This window comes from Staphylococcus sp. mip270_02, assembly GCF_054031535.1.
In genome coordinates, this window is sequence record NZ_CM132934.1 from 235,370 (window position 1) to 253,845 (window position 18,476).

The window sequence follows — 18,476 nt, forward strand, 5'->3', positions numbered from 1 at the left end:
TAAACTCAATATTTACAATATACACAATTAGCGTGATTATTAGTCATTGTTATATTTGTCGTTCAATTGATGTATTAAACGTTTAAATTCTGCTTCTGATTTAAATTCAAAAGTAATTTGACCTTTAGTCTTGTTAGTAGATATCGCTACATTTGACCCATACTGCTCTTTTAATTGTCGCTCTTGTTGGCGAATAAATTTTGGTTTAGTAGCCTTTGGACTTTCAGTTGCTTGTTCTTTTTTATCACTGAAATGTGTAGTTACATATTGTTCTAACTCTCTTACGCTCCAAGACTCCTGATAAGCTTTATTAGCGATTCGTTGCATTTTTTGAGTATCTTTAACAATCAATAAAGTACGTCCATGTGCACCAGATAGCGAACCATTTTTCACCATATTAGAGACTGATTTAGGCAAATGCAACAAGCGTAGCATATTTGCTATATAAGGTCTTGATTTACTTAGACGCTGTGCAACTGCTTGTTGTGTTAGGTTTAAATCGTCCATCAGTTTACGATAACTTTCCGCTTCTTCAATTGCATTTAAATCTTCACGTTGTAAATTTTCTATAATAGCTAGTTCCATCATATCTTCGTCTGTTAGTGATTTTATGATCGCAGGAACTTCTCTTAAACCAGCAATACCAGCAGCTCTGAAACGTCTTTCACCTACAACGATATTATAACCAGCGATTGTTTTTCTTAACACGATTGGTTGAAGGATACCGTGTAATTTAATAGATTCAGCAAGATCTTTTAAACGTTCCTCATCAAATGTTTTACGCGGTTGATATGGGTTAGCTTTAATATCTTGAATTTTTATATTTTGAACTTGTGCATCTGCTTCTAATGTTAACCTTTGATCTTGTTCATTTTCGATTTTCAAACACCTACTTCCTTTATCATCATCAAAAAATGATTCATGTGCTCATACACTTATTATATCATCACTAGAACACCATAAAATATAGATAGTAGTATTTAGTTTAATCTAAATTTTCAGAAAAGTTGTTGACAAATGTAATTTTAATGTGTAATCTTGGGTATATCAAATTTGTAAATGACATATTTCACACACAGTAACAAGGAAAGTAAAACTTACACTACTGACACAGAGAGTCTTTGATACGCTGAAAGAAGACACGGAAAGAAAGTTTGAAAATGGCCTTTGAGTGTTGATACCAATATGAGGTATCAACGGGATCGCCCGTTATAGCGATACAGTATTAACATTTTGTTAAATGGCGTACTGGATTTTCCACACGTCGTATATTTCGTTAATACTCATTTTATTCCAACATAAGATGGGTTTTTATTTTTTATTGAAAGTACGATGTCATGATTCAGACAACGCTAATCATTCAACAATTTTGCGTACTGGATAAGGTTACTTTAGTGATAAAGTAGCAAACAAAGGTGGTACCGCGAGCTAAGCTTTCGTCCTTTACATCCGAATTATTCGGGTTTAAAGGACGGAAGCTTTTTTATTTTAACAAGGAGGTTAACAATTATGAAAAATACTGAATTCGCACAGGTTGCACTTTCTCAAGACCATACAGGTGCAATCGCTAATCCAATATACTTATCTACAGCCTACCAACACCCTAAACTCGGTGCGTCAACAGGATATGACTATACAAGAACTAAAAATCCTACACGTTCGGCGTTTGAAGAAGCATTTGCAAAACTTGAAAGAGGTACTGTTTCATTTGCAACATCCAGTGGTATGTCTGCCATACAATTAATTTGTAACTTATTCAAATCTGGCGATGAAATTTTAGTTTCTTTCGACTTATATGGTGGCACTTTTAGACTTTTTGATTTTTATGAGCAGCAATACGGTATACATTTCAAATATGTTGACTTCTTAAATTATGAAGAAGTAGAGCAAAGTGTTACAAAAAACACAAAAGCACTTTTTATCGAACCAATTTCTAATCCGCAAATGATAGAAGTTGATATTGTTCCATATTACATTTTAAGTAAAAAATTCAACCTTCTATCTATCATAGATAACACATTTTTAACACCATATCTTTCAACACCCCTTGAAGAAGGTGCAGATATTGTTTTACATTCGGCAACAAAATATATCGGAGGCCATAATGATGTACTCGCAGGAGTAGTAACTGTAAAAGATGAACAACTTGCTGAACAACTAGGACAATTACACAACATGATAGGCGCAACGCTATCACCTTTCGATAGTTATCTATTACAACGTGGGTTAAAAACTCTGCATTTAAGAATGGATCGCTCTGAACATAATGCTAAATTACTTGCTGAACGATGTAATCAGTTAGAAGCTATTGATCAAGTACTCTACAGTGGACGTACTGGTATGTTGAGTTTGAGACTGAACAAAAATTATAAAGCCGATAAATTTTTAGAACACTTAAAGGTTTGTATTTTCGCTGAAAGCTTAGGTGGCACTGAAACATTTATTACTTTCCCATATACACAAACACATGTTGATATGCCAGATGAAGAAAAAGATAAGCGCGGTATAGACGAATATCTATTAAGATTATCCATTGGCATTGAGAACTATGAAGATATCGAACAAGATATCATTCAAGCATTAGAACAATCTAAACAAGGAGTGATTTTATGAGTTTATCAAAAGAAACAGAAGTAATATTCGATGCACATAGAGGGATTGACTATGATTCAGCAAATCCTCCTTTATACGATTCTTCAACGTTTCACCAACAAGTTCTAGGTGGCGATGCTCAATATGACTATGCTCGAAGTGGTAATCCAAACCGTGCCCTTTTAGAAGAAAAGCTAGCTAAACTGGAAGGTGGCAGTCACGCCTTTGCATACGCGTCTGGCATTGCAGCAATTTCATCAGTGTTACTCACATTAAACGCTGGTGATCATGTCATTCTACCGGATGATGTATATGGTGGTACATTTAGGTTGACTGAGCAAATATTAACACGCTTTAACATTGAATTTTCAACCGTAGATACAACTCACTTAAAAGATATCGAAAATGCGATTCAAAACAATACGCAGTTAATATATATTGAAACACCATCGAATCCTTTATTTAAAATTACAGATATTCGAGGCGCAGCAGATATCGCCAGAAACAACAATCTCTTACTCGCTGTAGACAATACCTTTATGACTCCGCTAGGTCAATCACCATTAGCGCTCGGCGCAGATGTTGTGGTACATAGTGCTACTAAATTCTTAGGCGGCCACAGTGATATTATTGCTGGCGTAGCTGTTACCAACAATCAATCAATCGCTGACGCACTTTATCTATTGCAAAATGGCACTGGTAATGCATTATCTGCACAAGATAGTTGGACATTGGCTAAACATTTAAAAACTTTACCTGTACGCTTTCAACAATCTGTTGAAAATACTAAACAAATCTATGACTTCTTAGCACAATGTGAGGAAATCTCAGAAGTCTATTACCCAGGAAATAGCGATCTACACTTGTCTCAATCCCATCATGGCGGCGCTGTATTAGGTTTTAGATTGAAAGATGAGACAAAAGCACAAGCATTTGTTGATGCGTTATCATTACCTTTAGTTTCAGTAAGTTTAGGCGGCGTTGAAACAATCCTCTCTCATCCAGCTACGATGTCACATGCAGCTGTACCTAAAGCAGTACGTGAAGAACGTAATATCACATTTGGGTTATTTAGATTGAGTGTCGGATTAGAATCAGCCGACGAATTGATTTCAGATTTAAATTACGCATTTAAGGAGGCTTTCAATGAGTCAACTACTCAACAAACTAAAATCCAACATATTAGTAGCTGATGGGGCCATCGGTACGATCCTTTACTCTGAAGGTCTTGATACTTGCCCTGAAGCATATAACTTAAATCATCCCGATAAAGTTGAACGTATTCACCGCACTTATATTGAAGCTGGTGCAGATATTATCCAGACCAATACGTATGGCGCAAATTTTGAAAAATTAAAAATTTTTGGTTTAGAACATAGAGTGAAAGACATTCACCAAGCAGCAGTAAAAATTGCCAAAAAAGCAGCAAATGATGATACTTTTATCTTGGGTACAGTCGGCGGTTTTAGAGGCATTAAACAAGAAGACTTAGAACTGTCCTCTATTCAATATCACACGGAAATTCAAGTAGAAACTTTAGTTAATGCAGGAGTAGATGGAATTCTTTTTGAAACCTATTATGATTTGCAAGAACTTACCAATATTATTGAGGCTACCAAACGTAAATACGATATTCCAATTATTGCTCAACTAACTGCTTTAAATACAAATTATTTAAGAGATGGTACTGAAATTAACCATGCACTACAACAAGTGACTTCAAGTGGTGCAGACATTGTAGGATTAAATTGTCACCATGGTCCGCATCATATGCAACAATCCTTTTCGCACATCGAATTACCTGAGGGGGCATATTTATCTTGTTATCCAAATGCAAGTTTGCTAGATATTGAAAATAGTCAATTTAAATATAGTGATAATGCATCTTATTTCGGTAAAGTAGCTAAACAATTGATTAACGAAGGCGTAAGACTGATTGGTGGTTGCTGTGGCACAACACCAGAACATATCCAATACATCAAATCGTCTGTAGCTGGTTTAAACCCTGTTACGCAAAAAGATGTTATACCGATTACAAAATATATCAATAACACAGAAAAAGAACCTCAAAAACAAAACCTTAAATCAAAAGTTGAAAATCGTCCTACCATCATTGTGGAGTTAGATACGCCGAAGCACCTTGACACAGAAACATTTTTCAGAAATATCAAAAAACTTGATGATGCAAAGATTGATGCCGTCACTTTAGCTGATAATTCGTTAGCAACGGTACGCATTAGCAATGTGGCTGCTGCAAGCATTATTAAACAACGTTATGATATCGAACCATTGGTCCATATAACTTGTCGTGACCGTAATCTCATCGGATTACAATCACACCTATTAGGGTTGTCATTACTAGATATCAATGAAATTTTAACAATTACTGGTGATCCTTCAAAGATTGGCCATTTACCAGGGGCAACTAACGTTTATGATGTGAATTCTAAAGGGCTAACCGAAATTGCCTTACGTTTTAATCAAGGTATTAACACTGATGGTGATGCGCTGAAGACAAAGACAAGCTTCAACATCGCAGGTGCTTTTGATCCAAATGTAAGAAAGTTAGATGGTGCAGTTAGACGCTTAGAGAAAAAGTTAGAGAGTGGCATGCACTACTTTATAACACAGCCAGTCTATAGCAAAGAAAAAATCAAAGAAGTTTATGAAGCGACGAAGCACTTAGACGTCCCCTTCTTTATAGGTATAATGCCCGTTACAAGTTATAATAACGCATTATTCTTACACAACGAAGTACCTGGCATTAAATTATCAGAAGAAATATTAGAACAATTTGAAGCAGTCAAAGATGATAAAGGCAAAACAAAGGATTTAAGTCTTAAACTTTCAAAGGAATTGATTGACACGGTACATGAGTATTTCAATGGTTTGTATTTAATCACACCATTCCAAAAAGTCGATTACACATTAGAACTTGCAAACTATTCAAAAACAATTACTTCAACTAAACAGGAGGCAATATTATGACAATTAAAACATCAAATTTAGGTTTTCCAAGGTTAGGTAGAAAAAGAGAATGGAAGAAAGCAATCGAAGGTTACTGGTCAAACAAATATGATTTAGAAAAGCTTCACCAACAATTAACAGATTTACACAAAGAGAATTTATTGCTCCAAAAAAATTACAATTTATCTAGTATTCCCGTTGGAGATTTCTCATTATATGACCATATTCTTGATACATCGTTACTCTTTAATATCATCCCTGAACGCTTTCAAGGTAAAGACGTAGATGATGATTTATTATTCGATATTGCCAGAGGTAATAAAGAACATGTTGCGAGTGCGTTAATCAAATGGTTCAACACAAACTATCACTATATCGTTCCAGAATGGGATCATGCTGAACCTAAATTAAATAAAAACGTGTTACTTGAACGTTTTAACTATGCACAATCACTTAATGTCAATGCCCACCCAGTTATTGTAGGGCCAATTACATTTGTTAAATTATCTAAAGGTGGCACACAGTCATTTGAAGAAAAAGTAAATACACTTTTACCTTTATATAAAGAAGTTCTACAATCATTAGTTGACGCTGGTGCTGAATATATTCAAATCGATGAGCCAGCATTAGTTACCGACGATAGCTCGGAATATGAAACTATCACACAAGCCGCATATGATTATTTCGCTGAGGCTGGTTTAGGAGAACAATTAGTAATACAAACTTATTTCGAACGTGTTAACTTAAAATTCTTAAACAGTCTTCCTGTTAAAGGGTTAGGTTTAGATTTCGTACATGACAATGGATTTAATCTACAACAAATTAAAGCAGGAGATTTAGACAACTCCAAAACACTTTACGCAGGAATTATCGATGGCCGTAATGTTTGGGCTGCTGATATCGAAGCTAAAAAAGAACTAATTGAAACGTTACAAACATATTCAAACGACCTTGTCATCCAACCTTCATCCTCACTATTACACGTTCCTGTGTCACTGGATGATGAAACACTAGATACTTCAATCGCTGAAGGTTTGAGCTTCGCTACCGAAAAATTAGATGAATTAGATGCACTCAGACGCTTATTCAATGATAGCGATGATTCAAAATATAATGAGTTGAAGGCACGTTATGAACGTTTCCAAAATCAATCATTTAAAAATCTTGAATACGATTTCGATAGTGTACGTACTTCAAGACAATCAGCTTTTAAAGAACGTAAAAAAGCACAAGACGCACGACTAAATTTACCAGATTTACCAACAACGACTATTGGTTCTTTCCCACAATCTCAAGAGGTTCGTAAGTATCGTGCAGATTGGAAAAATAGTCGCATCACAGATGTAGCATATAAAGACTTCTTAAAAAATGAAATTGCTCGTTGGATTAAAATTCAAGAAGACATCGGTCTAGATGTACTTGTACATGGTGAATTTGAACGTAACGATATGGTAGAATTCTTTGGTGAAAAACTACAAGGGTTCTTAGTAACGAAATACGGTTGGGTACAATCATACGGTTCACGTGCGGTTAAGCCACCAGTTATTTATGGAGATGTAAAATGGACAGAACCACTTACCGTCAAAGAAACACTATATGCCCAAAGTTTAACTGACAAACCAGTTAAAGGTATGTTAACTGGCCCCGTCACTATTTTAAACTGGTCATTTGAACGTGTTGATTTGCCACGTGAAGAGGTTCAAGATCAAATCGCATTAGCAATCAATGAAGAAGTATTAGCGCTTGAGAATGAAGGTATTCAAATCATCCAAGTCGATGAACCTGCTTTAAGAGAAGGCTTGCCGCTTCGTTCAGAATATCATGCAGACTATTTAGATAAAGCAGTTCGTTCATTCAAACTGTCAACATCTTCAGTCGCTGATGAAACACAAATCCATACACATATGTGTTATTCTCAGTTCGGTCAAATCATACATGCAATTTACGACTTAGATGCAGACGTTATTTCTATTGAAACATCACGTAGCCATGGTGATTTAATTCAAGACTTTGAAGACATCACATACGATTTAGGTATCGGTTTAGGCGTATATGATATTCATAGTCCACGTATTCCAACTGAAGCAGAAATTACAGAAGCAATTAACCGTGCTTTACAAGAAATTGATCGTTCACTATTCTGGGTAAACCCTGACTGTGGTTTGAAAACACGTAAAGAAGATGAAGTTAAAGAAGCACTTAGCGTGTTAGTAAATTCCGTAGATAAATTACGTAAATCAACAAATACTGCAACTGTTTAATTATCAATCTTGTAGGTGATGCCAATGAGTTATCCTTTATGGAAGCAATTAGAACAATTAAAATCATCAACGTGGGTCGACCTGACCCACACCTTTGATGAGACTATTCCTTGTTTCAGTGAATTTGAACGTGCCAAAGTTTCAACACTTTTCAATGTTCCAGATGATGGCTTTTATGTTCAAAACTGGGATATTGTAAGTCAGTATGGGACACATATCGACGCTCCTATTCACTTTGTAGAAAATACACGTTATTTGCATGAATTAAATTTAAAAGAATTGGCCCTACCACTTGTAGTTTTAGATTTTTCACAAGATGTAGCGGAAAATGCAGATTTTATTTTAACACGTTGGCACATTGAACAATGGGAAGCTGAGCACGGCACAATTGAATCTGAAACATTTGTTGCCTTTCGCAGTGATTGGTCAAAACGTTGGCCAAATATCGAAGCGTTTGAAAATAAAGACTCCGAGGGCAACCAACATTTACCAGGTTGGGGACTAGATGCTTTGAAGTATTTACTTGAAGAACGTAAAGTTAAAGCGATTGGTCATGAAACTTTCGATACAGATGCCTCAGTAGATATTGCAAAAAATGGTGACATCATAGGTGAACGTTACGTGTTAGGTCAAGACACCTACCAAGTTGAGCTACTAACCAATTTAGATCAGTTACCTAATCGAGGGGCAATCATTTATGCTATTAGTCCCAAACCAAAAGATGCACCAGGGTTTCCTGTCCGTGCATTCGCGATAAAACCTTAAACTTAAAACATAAGATTAGTACCACTCATATACAGGGTCCGGGGCATTTATATATATGTCTTGGGCCTTTATTAATATATCAACACGCAATTAATTGTTTATCAACTCAAAAGATTATCCTTATTGGTTTTCATACTAATTATGTATCATTTCAGCTTAGTAAATATTTTAAATCAAGTATTTGTGTTCCTAGTTATATTCACCTGATTGTGGGTCAGAAATCCTTTTGGCACAATAAGGTTTCTGGCTCTTCTTTATTTATATCATAGTACAAAATATATAGGTCATTAGTTTGATTTTACATAAATGATAATCCATATCATTTAAAATCATTAAATCAATGTTATAATTCAAGAAAATTCAATATAGTTTATTTTGGGTGCTTTTCACCTATTTTCTATATAAATACCATAAATAGAGGTGACTTTTTTGCAACTTAATCAGACCAACACCCCTTTTAACAAGGAGCAATTGGCTCTCATAAATCAACTACTACCAATGCTTTCGACAGAACAGCAACATTGGTTAAGTGGTTATCTTATCAATCCAAATGCGTCAGAGCCTGAAGACGACATTTCAGCAGCACAAGAACCGAACACCACAGACAATACAGGGGATGAAACAAATGATACAACATCTGTAGTAAATTCAGCGGAACCTATACACGTTAATATATTATATGGTACAGAAACAGGTAACGCTGAAGAAATTGCCGAAACATTTGAAGGTAAGTTGAAAGAACATAATTTTAATGCACATTTATGGGATATGGATGATTTCCCTAAAGAAACCTTAACCGAAGTTGAACATCTCTTTATCATTTGTTCAACACAAGGTGTGGGTGAACCCCCTATTAATGCTTTAGATTTATATGACTACCTTCATAGCGATGAGGCACCACAACTAGATACTGTCAACTTTGCAGTCTTAGCACTTGGTGATCAAGACTTTCCAGATTTTTGTCAGGCCGGCAAAGACTTCGATCATATTCTAGATGAACTTGGTGCAAATAGAATAGCTGACCGCGTAGATTGTGATTTTGACTTTGAAGAAACTGCCGAGCAATGGATTTCAAATATGCTTGAATTGCTTTCTCAAACGTCATCGAATATGGCTACTATTGATGAAGATGATGAAACTGTTACTATAGATGAACCTGAAGTACCATTTTCTCGATCAAATCCTTTTCAAGCAGAAGTTTTAACAAATAAAGTACTCACACAACCAGAAGCTTCTCGTGAAGTACGTCACTTAGAATTATCACTTGAAGGTTACTCTGAAACATACGAACCTGGAGACAGCTTGGTCGTTATGCCACACAATGACTTAACATTGGTTTCAAATTTAATCTCAGCATTAGATTGGGACGCCGATACTAATATTCAACTTAGCGACAACAATACCTCACGCTCACTTAAAGATGTGTTGCTATATGATTTTGAAATTTCTAAATTAACTCCCAGTCTCTTGCAAAACGCGGCAGAATTATTTGGTAACCCAATGTTAAATGCAAATATCCAAAAATCAGAATGGATTCAGAATTATATATATGGTAGAGATGTGATTGATTTAATTCAAGACTTCACACCGGTATCTTTAGAACCTCAAATGCTGCCACAACTATTAAGAAAATTACCACCAAGGGAGTATTCTATAGCGAGTAGCAATCAGGTCAACCCTTCCAGTGTCGATATTACAGTTCGTGTTGTTAAGTACGAAGCACATCGTCGTGAGCGTTTTGGTGTTTGTTCTGTACAACTAGCAGAACGGACGCCTATAGGAGAGAAATTACCTGTATACCTTAAAAAGAATCCAAATTTCAAGTTTCCTTATGAAGCCGATACACCAGTGATTATGATCGGAGCTGGAACTGGAATAGCGCCATACCGAGCTTACCTTCAAGAAAGAGCTCACTTAGGTCTAAAAGGAGCACAATGGCTCATCTTCGGTAATCAAAATTATCAACACGACTTCCTCTATCAAAGTGATTTAGAGAGCTGGCTTAATGAAGGCGTATTAAGTAAATTAGATTTAGCTTTTTCAAGAGAGACAGAAAATAAAATTTATGTTCAACATCGCATTGAGGAAAATAGTGCTGAATTTTACCAATGGATTACTCAAGGCGCCATCATTTATCTTTGTGGTAATAAAGACGAGATGGCAAGTGGCGTCCATCAATCATTGATTAACATTCTTAAGAGAGAAGGTAATTACAACCAAGCAGATGCTGAGGACTATTTGACAGAAATGATAAAACATCAACGTTACCAACGTGACGTATATTAATCTGTTAAACCAGTAACTTAACTTTAATAATTGTTTTAATTATCATTAACTATAAAAGTGCTATGCATACACTGACAAACGTAACCTGAATTCACGATTAAATGAGACTCCAATTTCAAAAGGTGGTTATTATATGACACAATTCGCAATCACTTATGACAATGCATTAATACTGATAAATAAGGAATATGATGGTATTCAGCTTGAAAGAAAATTAGAAGGTATGAATATCATTTCAATAGCTCAAGACCCTAACGATAAAAACACGCTTTATTGCGGCACGTTTGATCGTGGTTTATGGAAAAGTGTGGACAAAGGTCAAAATTGGGTCCCTATTGGGACACGTTTCACATACAATAGTCCTTTCAAACATGATGATATTCACATGACTGCTATCACTGCAGTTACAGTTATAGATACAGGCAATCATCATAGTTCTGTGCTCGTAGGTACTGAACCTAGTGCTTTATTCATATCAGATGATCAGGGAGAATCATTCGAATTACTTACTGATTTTAGTCATATTGCTGGTAAAGAACATTGGTTCTTCCCACCTAGACCACATACGCATCATGTGAAATGGTTCGATACAAATACCAAATCACCAAATGTCATTAACCTTACAATTGAAGCTGGTGGTTTTATCCAATCTACAGATTCAGGTCAACATTGGACAGCACCACAAACCCAAGATACACCTATTGATATTCACGTCTTAAAGAGCCACCCAGACTATCCGAATAAATTGTACGGAGTATTAGGTGATGCATTCTTAAATGGTGGACGTGATACATTTATTGAAAGTGATGATTATGGTAAGACATGGACAACATTTATTGAAGGAATTGAGCACAGATATGGCTATGGTTTAGCGATAAATTCTCAAAACCCCGATAATATTGTCATCGCTACTTCAAACTCTCCATATAACGCACATAACTATGGAGACAACACCTTTTCAACCATTTACACTATTAATAAAGCACAAGACAATGAGTGGACTGAAGTAACTACAGGGCTGCCTTCTCCAAATGGCACATTGATTTCATCTATCACTGAACAAGATGGTACGTTTTATATTGCCAATAATAATGGTGTCTATTATTCAGATGATGGTGGTATCAATTGGACAGCATTTGATATCGCATGGCCAGATTCACTCACGTCTCAACACGCACATCAATTTATTACTTTAAATTAGAAATTGTTAAATGCATAACCTTAGAGTTTGGTTGTTGGCCAAAATCTAAGGTTATTTTTATGCGCAAACATAGCAACATTCAGGGGAATACATACCACTTAAACGTAAATACATGCCACTTATATAATTTATGTAGTATTCGTAGTTAAAATTTGGTTTACTTATGGCAATAGGAGGTGTGCCTTTATGGATTTAGAAATAATTCACGATAATGATTTACCCAAAGGCAAGGTTATTATTCAAAGTCACAAACATACTGAACAATTACCAGAAATTATCGCTTTTATGAAGCAATTATCTCAAAACAAATTATTTCCCGGAAAATATAATAAAGATATTTACTATATCAAACATCAAGATATTATTAGTTTTCGTATAGAGAATAAAGTTTTAACGATTATAACGTCAGACCATCAATACACCAGTACTCAACGTTTATATGAAGTGAAATCACAAATTAGCATGCAATTTCTACAGATTTCGAAATCTGAAATAATTAATATTAACTATATCGATCATTTAAAACTTAATAAAAATGGTACTATCGAGGTTCGTTTTACAAATAATGATTTCACATACTCTTCAAGAAGATATTTGCCATTTATCAAGGAGGCTTTAAAACTATGAAACGTTTATTTCGCGGTGCAACCATTGGTATTGCCATTGGTATAATAATTGCTTTAATCTTTTCAGCTATTTTTGCTCGAACAGCTTTTCATCCTGTCTCACCCGTATCAACCATGGGGCGCTTTTATTTTCAACATTTAAATGAATTACAAATTATGTTTATTTCAGTTATTATCTGGGCCTTAATTGGTGTTAGTTTTAGTTTTGGCGAACTCATATTTTCAAGTTCTAGAAAATCAATCTTATTTAAAACATCACTTCATTTTAGCCTTATGTTTATCATTATGTTGCCTTTAGCTATACTAGCAGGATGGTTTCCACTTAAATTATCAGCAGTTTTGTTTTTCATTATTATCTATACAATTATCTATTTTATTATTTGGACAATAGAAACGAAGCGTAATCAGAATGATATCAATGAGATTAACGCTATACTATCTAACAGAAGGAATGATAAAAATGAACAAAGGTAGATATACTGTATTACCAAATGAATCTATTACTCTATTCTTAATTGGTCTTCGTGTGAACAAATGGTATAAAATTCATAAATGGTTACCCGTTCTTTTAGCTATGCCACCTATGCTGAATGAATTATTAAAAAATAAGTCTCTTGGCTGCCTATCTTATGAAATGTTTTTTAAATATCGTGGCGTGATGATAGTACAATATTGGAAATCGAATGAACAACTTTTATTTTATTCAAAAATGCCAAAACACTTAAAAGCATGGCATAGATTTGCAAAAGTATTAAAGCAGAATGACGCTGTCGGTTTCTATCATGAGACTTATAATTCAGGATCAAAACAATATGAAAATATTTATATCAACATGCCAGACTTTGGGCTAGGTAAGGCGCGTGATAATCAAGTAGTAAACAAAGAAACACAATCTGCAAAACAAAGACTATGCTCTCAAGGATGACTTTATACCAGTGTTTTAACAGTAAATTAATGCAAATAGTAATGGCCGAGACACGATAATTGATGTCCCGGCCATTATTATATTGCTTCTATATTACCTTATATATTCGAAGATACCTGCAGCGCCCATGCCGACGCCTATACACATCGTTACCATACCGTACTTTGTATCAGGTCTTTTCTTCATTTCTGATAACAATCTCCCTACTAGCATGGCACCAGTCGCACCTAGTGGATGTCCTAATGCAATTGCACCACCATTAACATTCGTCTTGTCAGTCTCTAATCCAACTTCTCTCATAGATGCTAAGGTTTGAGATGCAAAAGCTTCATTTAATTCTACTAAATCTATATCGCTAACATCCAAGTCAGCTTGTTTTAACACTTCAGGAATGGCATATGCTGGTCCAATCCCCATTAATTTAGGGTCTACACCAACAGCTTTAAATCCTACAAAACGCGCAATTGGTTTAACACCTAATTCTTTAACTTTTTCTCCAGACATGACAACTACAAATCCAGAACCATCTGTTAATGGTGCGGATTGCCCTGCAGTCACTGTGCCGTCAGCCTTAAATACCGTGCGTAGCTTAGCAAGCGCTTCTTTATTTGTGTCAGGTCTAATCAATTCGTCATCTTTAAACACTTCTTTGCTAATAACTGGACCATTTTGATCATAAGTCACCTTATTAACTTCTATAGGAATAATTTCATCTTCAAATTTTCCTGATTGCTGTGCTGCTGCTGCTCGTTGATGACTTTGCACAGCATATGCATCTTGGTCCTCTCTCGAAACATTATATGTTTCAGCTACCATTTCTGCAGTCAATCCCATAGGATAAGAAACACCAGAATCTTCATCTTGAAGTATTGGATTATTCGTCGGTTCATTACCACCCATTGGCACTGCACTCATCAGCTCAATACCACCAGCAACAAGGACATCTGCTTGGTCAGCAATAATTTGGTTTGCCGCATGTGCAATCGTTTGAAGTCCTGAAGAACAATAGCGATTCACCGTTTGTCCTGGAACTTCATTTGGCATACCTGCAAGTAATGCAATTGTTCTTGCAATATTCTGACCTTGTAAACCTTCTGGGAATGAATTACCAACAATCACATCTTCTACCATGCTTGGCTCAAATGAACCTCCAACCCTTTCTAATACACCTTTTAATACTTTAGCGGCAACCTCATCTGGTCTTTCATGAGCCATTGCACCATTTTTTGCTTTACCAGCTGCTGAACGTCCATAAGCAACAATATATGCATCTCGCATTTAAGTTCACCCTTTCTTATCCTGATTAATGATTAGTTACGTAGTGGTTTACCTTTTTCTAACATGTGTGAAATTCTGTCATACGTTTTTTTATTTTGTAAAAGTTCTAAAAATCTCTCTTTTTCAAGTTTTTGCAAATATCTTTGATTAACGTAAGTGTTACGTGGAATATCTCCACCTGACAACACTTCTGCCACTTTCAACGTAATTTCATAATCATAGTCACTGATAAAATGACCCATACGTTGTGCGTCTAACTGACCTTCAGCTAATGCTTTAAAGTCTTTTCCTAACGCTATATATTGTGTTTTTGGCGTTGGCACATAATTTGTTTCTGCTTCATAACGAGCTCTGTTTAAGGCTACCTCTACACGTCTTTCAGTATTTAAAATTACTGTATCTGTGTCTCTTAAATAGCCAAATCTGATAGCTTCATAGGCATTAGTTGAAACTTTTGCAAAACCAATTTGCATCAATATATCCGTAATTGATTTTTGTTTATCATCGTTTTTATGATTCGTACGCAGCACTCTATCTGTTAATTCAGCGAGTCCACCTCCAGCAGGTAACAATCCAACCCCTGTTTCAACAAGACCTATATAAGATTCACTTGCAGCAACTACTATTGGTGAATGTAAAACTAATTCACAACCACCACCTAAAGCTCTACCGTGAACTGCTGTCACTACTGGTTTCAATGAATATTTCAATCTAGAGAAGACATGGTGTAGTTGTTCAACTGCTGCGCCGACTTCTTCTACTACGCGACCTTCTTCATGTGCTTTTTTCATTTGGAATAAGTTCGCGCCAACACTAAAGTTGTTTCCACCACCATAAATGACCATGCTCGTATAGTCTTCACTTTCTAATTTATTAATTGCATCTAATAAATCATCAAGGAAACCATTAGAAATAACATTATTTTTACTTTGTAGTTTTAATAAAAGTTGGTCTTTATTAGCTACTGATAAATTTGAATCCTCTTTATTCCAAATTTCTTCATCAATATATTCTGCTACCGGTGTAATTCGTTCAATAGATTCACCATCACTATAGAATGGTGCCGTACGTTGCTCAATCCATTCTGGCAGCTGACCTAACTCTTCTTTCATACGTGATTTCACACGTTCGAATCCCATTAAATCCCACAGTTGAAATGCTCCTAATTTCCAATTGAACCCCCATACTAATGCGCGATCAATATCTTTAAAGGATTCTGCAGCTTTCGGCACATTAATTGCTGAATAATAGAAATTATTTCTTAATGTTTCCCACAAGAATACGCCTGCATCATCTTGTGCATTAAAGATAACATCTAAATTATTAGCTAAGTCTTTACTAAATTTACCTAAAATTTCTAATTGTGGTTGTTCGGGCGCCACGTATTCATTCTGTTCTGGATCAAAAACATGACGTTTTTTATCTACTTTTTTATAAAATCCTTGTTTAGTTTTATTACCTAGCGCACCATTTTCCACTAATTTTTCAGACAGTTTAACATCGTGGAAGAAAGGTTGTTCTTCAGGTATACTTTGTAATCCTTTGATAACCGCTAAAGCAATATCTAGTCCTACTAAATCAGACAAACCATATGTCCCCATCTTAGGACGGCCAATACTTTGACCAGTTAATGCATCTACTTCTGTAATAGAAAATCCTTGTTGTTCAGCTCTATACATAATGTCATTCATCGTTTGTGTACCGACCCGGTTAGCAACAAATCCTGGCACATCATTTGCAACAATGACGCCTTTACCAAGTACGTCTTCAGCAAATGCTTGCACACGTGCAACAACTTTTTCAGAAGTGTTGCTATTTGGAATGACTTCCACTAATTTCATAATACGTGGTGGGTTGAAGAAATGCATTCCAAAGAATCTTTCTTTATCTAGGGTATCAAATACATTTGCGATTGATTCAATTGGGATTCCTGACGTATTAGTCGCAAATATTGCTTCTTTTTTGGCAACGTCTTTCACTTTATTCCAAACTTGATGTTTAATATCTACTTCTTCTTTAACGGCTTCTATATATATATCTGCATCATCTTGTTCTACTAAATCTTCATTGAAATTACCATAAGATAAATTGGATGCAAACGCTAAATCAAATAATTGTGGACGTTTAGGATTTGTTATAATCTCATATGCTTTTCTTGAAATTTTATTAGGATCATTTTCATCAATCACAATATCCAGCAGTTTTACTTTTAGTCCTGCGTTAACAAGCAGTGCTGCTATTTGACTGCCCATTGTACCTGCGCCTAATACTGTTGCTTTTCTTATCGTCATACTAAACCCTCCAAATTTTTTCTTGAACTACAGATATACGTTAAATAAACGCTGAGTCACCTGTGATTGCTCTTCCAATTACCAAGGCATTAACTTCATGTGTGCCTTCATAAGTGTAAATAGCTTCCGCATCTGCAAAGAATCTAGCGATATCATATTCTCCAGCTAAAATGCCATTACCTCCATGTATGCCACGCCCCATAGCTACAGACTCTCTCAATCTTAATGAGTTCATCATTTTCGCAGTTGAAGTCGCTACTTCATCATACTCTCCATTGGCCTGCATTCGAGCAAGCTGTGCACATGTCGCCATTGCTTGAGCTAAATTACCTTGCATCATGGCTAATTTTTCTTGAATTAACTGGAACTTACTAATTTCTTTACCAAACTGTTTACGTTTTGTTACATAGTCCGTCGTTGCTCTCAAAGCACCAGCCATAGCACCTGTAGCCATATAAGCCACACCAGCACGTGTAGAGTACAAGACTTTCGCAATATCTTTAAAAGAATTGATATTTTGCAAGCGTTTTTCCTCTTTGACGACTACATTTTTTAAACGAATCTTTGCATTAGGAACAATTCTCAGTGCAATTTTATGTTCTAATAGTTCTATTTCTACACCTTCTTGACTCGGTTCAATGATGAAACCTTTTGGCTTACCTGTATCGACATCAACTGCATATACGGGCATAACATCAGCTACATTTGCACCGCCAATCCATTTTTTCTCACCATTGATAATCCATTTATCGCCTTCTCGTTTAGCCGTCGTTTCTAATCCACCTGCAACATCAGATCCGTGCTCTGGTTCAGTTAGTGCGAAACATGTACGTAATTCATGAGATTGTAATTTTGGTAAGTAGTAAGCTTGTTGCTCTTTACTCCCCCCAAACCAAAATGAATTATGTCCTAATCCTTGATGCACACCTAACAATGTAGCTAAAGAGACATCAAATCTTGCTATTGTATAAGACATGAAGAATTGGAACATTTGGCTTGGTGTTTGTGCACCTTCACGCCCTTCAAAAAGTAATGGATTTCTGAAATAATTTAATTTACCCAACTCTTCGAAATAATCTTCTGGTTCAGTAGCATTTAACCAATGTTCATTGACTGAATCTCTGTATTTTTCTTCTAACATGTCATTCAACTGTTTTAGCAGTTTAACTTCGCCCTCCGTTAAATCTTTCGCAATGCTTAAGATGTCCTCTGGGTATAGTGCTTTGATTGTTTCTTCTTTTGTTGGCATAATTAAAACCTCCATTGTAATGTTTACGCTTACAT

Annotated in this window: 14 protein-coding genes and 1 other annotated feature; of the genes, 10 read left to right on the forward strand and 4 right to left on the reverse strand. The window is 35.6% G+C overall.

Annotated features, from left to right (window positions below; genetic code table 11):
* Positions 1-39: 39 nt before the first annotated feature.
* The gene (locus tag ACW5YJ_RS01030) at positions 40-885 is read right to left on the reverse strand and encodes a ParB/RepB/Spo0J family partition protein (RefSeq protein ID WP_457338339.1); all 846 of its coding nucleotides are present in this window, start codon (positions 883-885) and stop codon (positions 40-42) included.
* Between the two features lie 184 nt (positions 886-1,069).
* Positions 1,070-1,447: a binding site (T-box leader), on the forward strand.
* Between the two features lie 62 nt (positions 1,448-1,509).
* Here ACW5YJ_RS01030 and ACW5YJ_RS01035 point away from each other — a divergent pair.
* The 10 genes from ACW5YJ_RS01035 (at position 1,510) to ACW5YJ_RS01080 (ending at position 13,623) form a co-directional block, all read left to right on the forward strand.
* Positions 1,510-2,613 carry a PLP-dependent transferase gene (locus tag ACW5YJ_RS01035; RefSeq protein ID WP_457338340.1) on the forward strand — a complete coding sequence of 368 codons (1,104 nt, stop codon included), beginning with the start codon at positions 1,510-1,512 and terminating at the stop codon, positions 2,611-2,613.
* Entirely contained in the window at positions 2,610-3,785 is a 1,176-nt protein-coding gene (gene metC, locus ACW5YJ_RS01040; protein WP_457338341.1) for a cystathionine beta-lyase MetC, read from the forward strand. Before ACW5YJ_RS01035 ends, metC begins: the two co-directional genes overlap by 4 nt.
* Entirely contained in the window at positions 3,739-5,580 is a 1,842-nt protein-coding gene (locus ACW5YJ_RS01045; protein WP_457338342.1) for a bifunctional homocysteine S-methyltransferase/methylenetetrahydrofolate reductase, read from the forward strand. Before metC ends, ACW5YJ_RS01045 begins: the two co-directional genes overlap by 47 nt.
* Entirely contained in the window at positions 5,574-7,820 is a 2,247-nt protein-coding gene (metE, locus tag ACW5YJ_RS01050; protein WP_119603866.1) for a 5-methyltetrahydropteroyltriglutamate--homocysteine S-methyltransferase, read from the forward strand. Before ACW5YJ_RS01045 ends, metE begins: the two co-directional genes overlap by 7 nt.
* A gap of 24 nt (positions 7,821-7,844) precedes the next feature.
* Positions 7,845-8,585 carry a cyclase family protein gene (locus ACW5YJ_RS01055; RefSeq protein WP_017723614.1) on the forward strand — a complete coding sequence of 247 codons (741 nt, stop codon included), beginning with the start codon at positions 7,845-7,847 and terminating at the stop codon, positions 8,583-8,585.
* A gap of 429 nt (positions 8,586-9,014) precedes the next feature.
* Positions 9,015-10,871: an assimilatory sulfite reductase (NADPH) flavoprotein subunit gene (locus ACW5YJ_RS01060; RefSeq protein ID WP_457338343.1), complete on the forward strand. Its 1,857-nt coding sequence runs from the start codon at positions 9,015-9,017 to the stop codon at positions 10,869-10,871.
* Positions 10,872-11,004: 133 nt separating this feature from the next.
* Positions 11,005-12,072, forward strand: a complete 1,068-nt coding sequence (locus ACW5YJ_RS01065) for a WD40/YVTN/BNR-like repeat-containing protein (RefSeq protein ID WP_457338344.1) — start codon at positions 11,005-11,007, stop codon at positions 12,070-12,072.
* Positions 12,073-12,258: 186 nt separating this feature from the next.
* Positions 12,259-12,699 (forward strand): LytTR family DNA-binding domain-containing protein, encoded by a 441-nt coding sequence (locus ACW5YJ_RS01070; protein WP_135092537.1) that lies wholly within the window; start codon positions 12,259-12,261, stop codon positions 12,697-12,699.
* Positions 12,696-13,172 carry a DUF3021 domain-containing protein gene (locus ACW5YJ_RS01075; RefSeq protein ID WP_107551233.1) on the forward strand — a complete coding sequence of 159 codons (477 nt, stop codon included), beginning with the start codon at positions 12,696-12,698 and terminating at the stop codon, positions 13,170-13,172. Before ACW5YJ_RS01070 ends, ACW5YJ_RS01075 begins: the two co-directional genes overlap by 4 nt.
* Positions 13,159-13,623 carry a DUF4188 domain-containing protein gene (locus ACW5YJ_RS01080; RefSeq protein ID WP_171916412.1) on the forward strand — a complete coding sequence of 155 codons (465 nt, stop codon included), beginning with the start codon at positions 13,159-13,161 and terminating at the stop codon, positions 13,621-13,623. Before ACW5YJ_RS01075 ends, ACW5YJ_RS01080 begins: the two co-directional genes overlap by 14 nt.
* A 93-nt stretch (positions 13,624-13,716) precedes the next feature.
* Here the strand turns inward: ACW5YJ_RS01080 and ACW5YJ_RS01085 are convergent, their stop codons facing one another.
* The 3 genes from ACW5YJ_RS01085 to fadE are packed head-to-tail and all read right to left on the reverse strand — an operon-like array spanning position 13,717 to position 18,441.
* On the reverse strand, positions 13,717-14,901 hold the full coding sequence (locus ACW5YJ_RS01085) for a thiolase family protein (protein ID WP_017723620.1): 1,185 nt from the start codon (positions 14,899-14,901) through the stop codon (positions 13,717-13,719).
* 32 nt (positions 14,902-14,933) lie between these two features.
* Entirely contained in the window at positions 14,934-17,192 is a 2,259-nt protein-coding gene (gene fadB / locus ACW5YJ_RS01090; RefSeq protein ID WP_457338345.1) for a 3-hydroxyacyl-CoA dehydrogenase/crotonase FadB, read from the reverse strand.
* Positions 17,193-17,232: 40 nt separating this feature from the next.
* On the reverse strand, positions 17,233-18,441 hold the full coding sequence (fadE, locus tag ACW5YJ_RS01095) for an acyl-CoA dehydrogenase FadE (protein ID WP_017723622.1): 1,209 nt from the start codon (positions 18,439-18,441) through the stop codon (positions 17,233-17,235).
* Between the last annotated feature and the right edge of the window lie 35 nt (positions 18,442-18,476).

Bases quoted from the DNA above. Each gene is read 5' to 3' on its own strand.
- ACW5YJ_RS01035 (WP_457338340.1), top strand. From the start codon at position 1,510: ATGAAAAATACTGAATTCGCACAGGTTGCACTTTCTCAAGACCATACA.
- metC (WP_457338341.1), top strand. From the start codon at position 2,610: ATGAGTTTATCAAAAGAAACAGAAGTAATATTCGATGCACATAGAGGG.
- ACW5YJ_RS01045 (WP_457338342.1), top strand. From the start codon at position 3,739: ATGAGTCAACTACTCAACAAACTAAAATCCAACATATTAGTAGCTGAT.
- ACW5YJ_RS01055 (WP_017723614.1), top strand. From the start codon at position 7,845: ATGAGTTATCCTTTATGGAAGCAATTAGAACAATTAAAATCATCAACG.
- ACW5YJ_RS01065 (WP_457338344.1), top strand. From the start codon at position 11,005: ATGACACAATTCGCAATCACTTATGACAATGCATTAATACTGATAAAT.
- ACW5YJ_RS01070 (WP_135092537.1), top strand. From the start codon at position 12,259: ATGGATTTAGAAATAATTCACGATAATGATTTACCCAAAGGCAAGGTT.
- ACW5YJ_RS01075 (WP_107551233.1), top strand. From the start codon at position 12,696: ATGAAACGTTTATTTCGCGGTGCAACCATTGGTATTGCCATTGGTATA.
- ACW5YJ_RS01080 (WP_171916412.1), top strand. From the start codon at position 13,159: ATGAACAAAGGTAGATATACTGTATTACCAAATGAATCTATTACTCTA.
- ACW5YJ_RS01085 (WP_017723620.1), bottom strand. From the start codon at position 14,901: ATGCGAGATGCATATATTGTTGCTTATGGACGTTCAGCAGCTGGTAAA.
- fadB (WP_457338345.1), bottom strand. From the start codon at position 17,192: ATGACGATAAGAAAAGCAACAGTATTAGGCGCAGGTACAATGGGCAGT.
- fadE (WP_017723622.1), bottom strand. From the start codon at position 18,441: ATGCCAACAAAAGAAGAAACAATCAAAGCACTATACCCAGAGGACATC.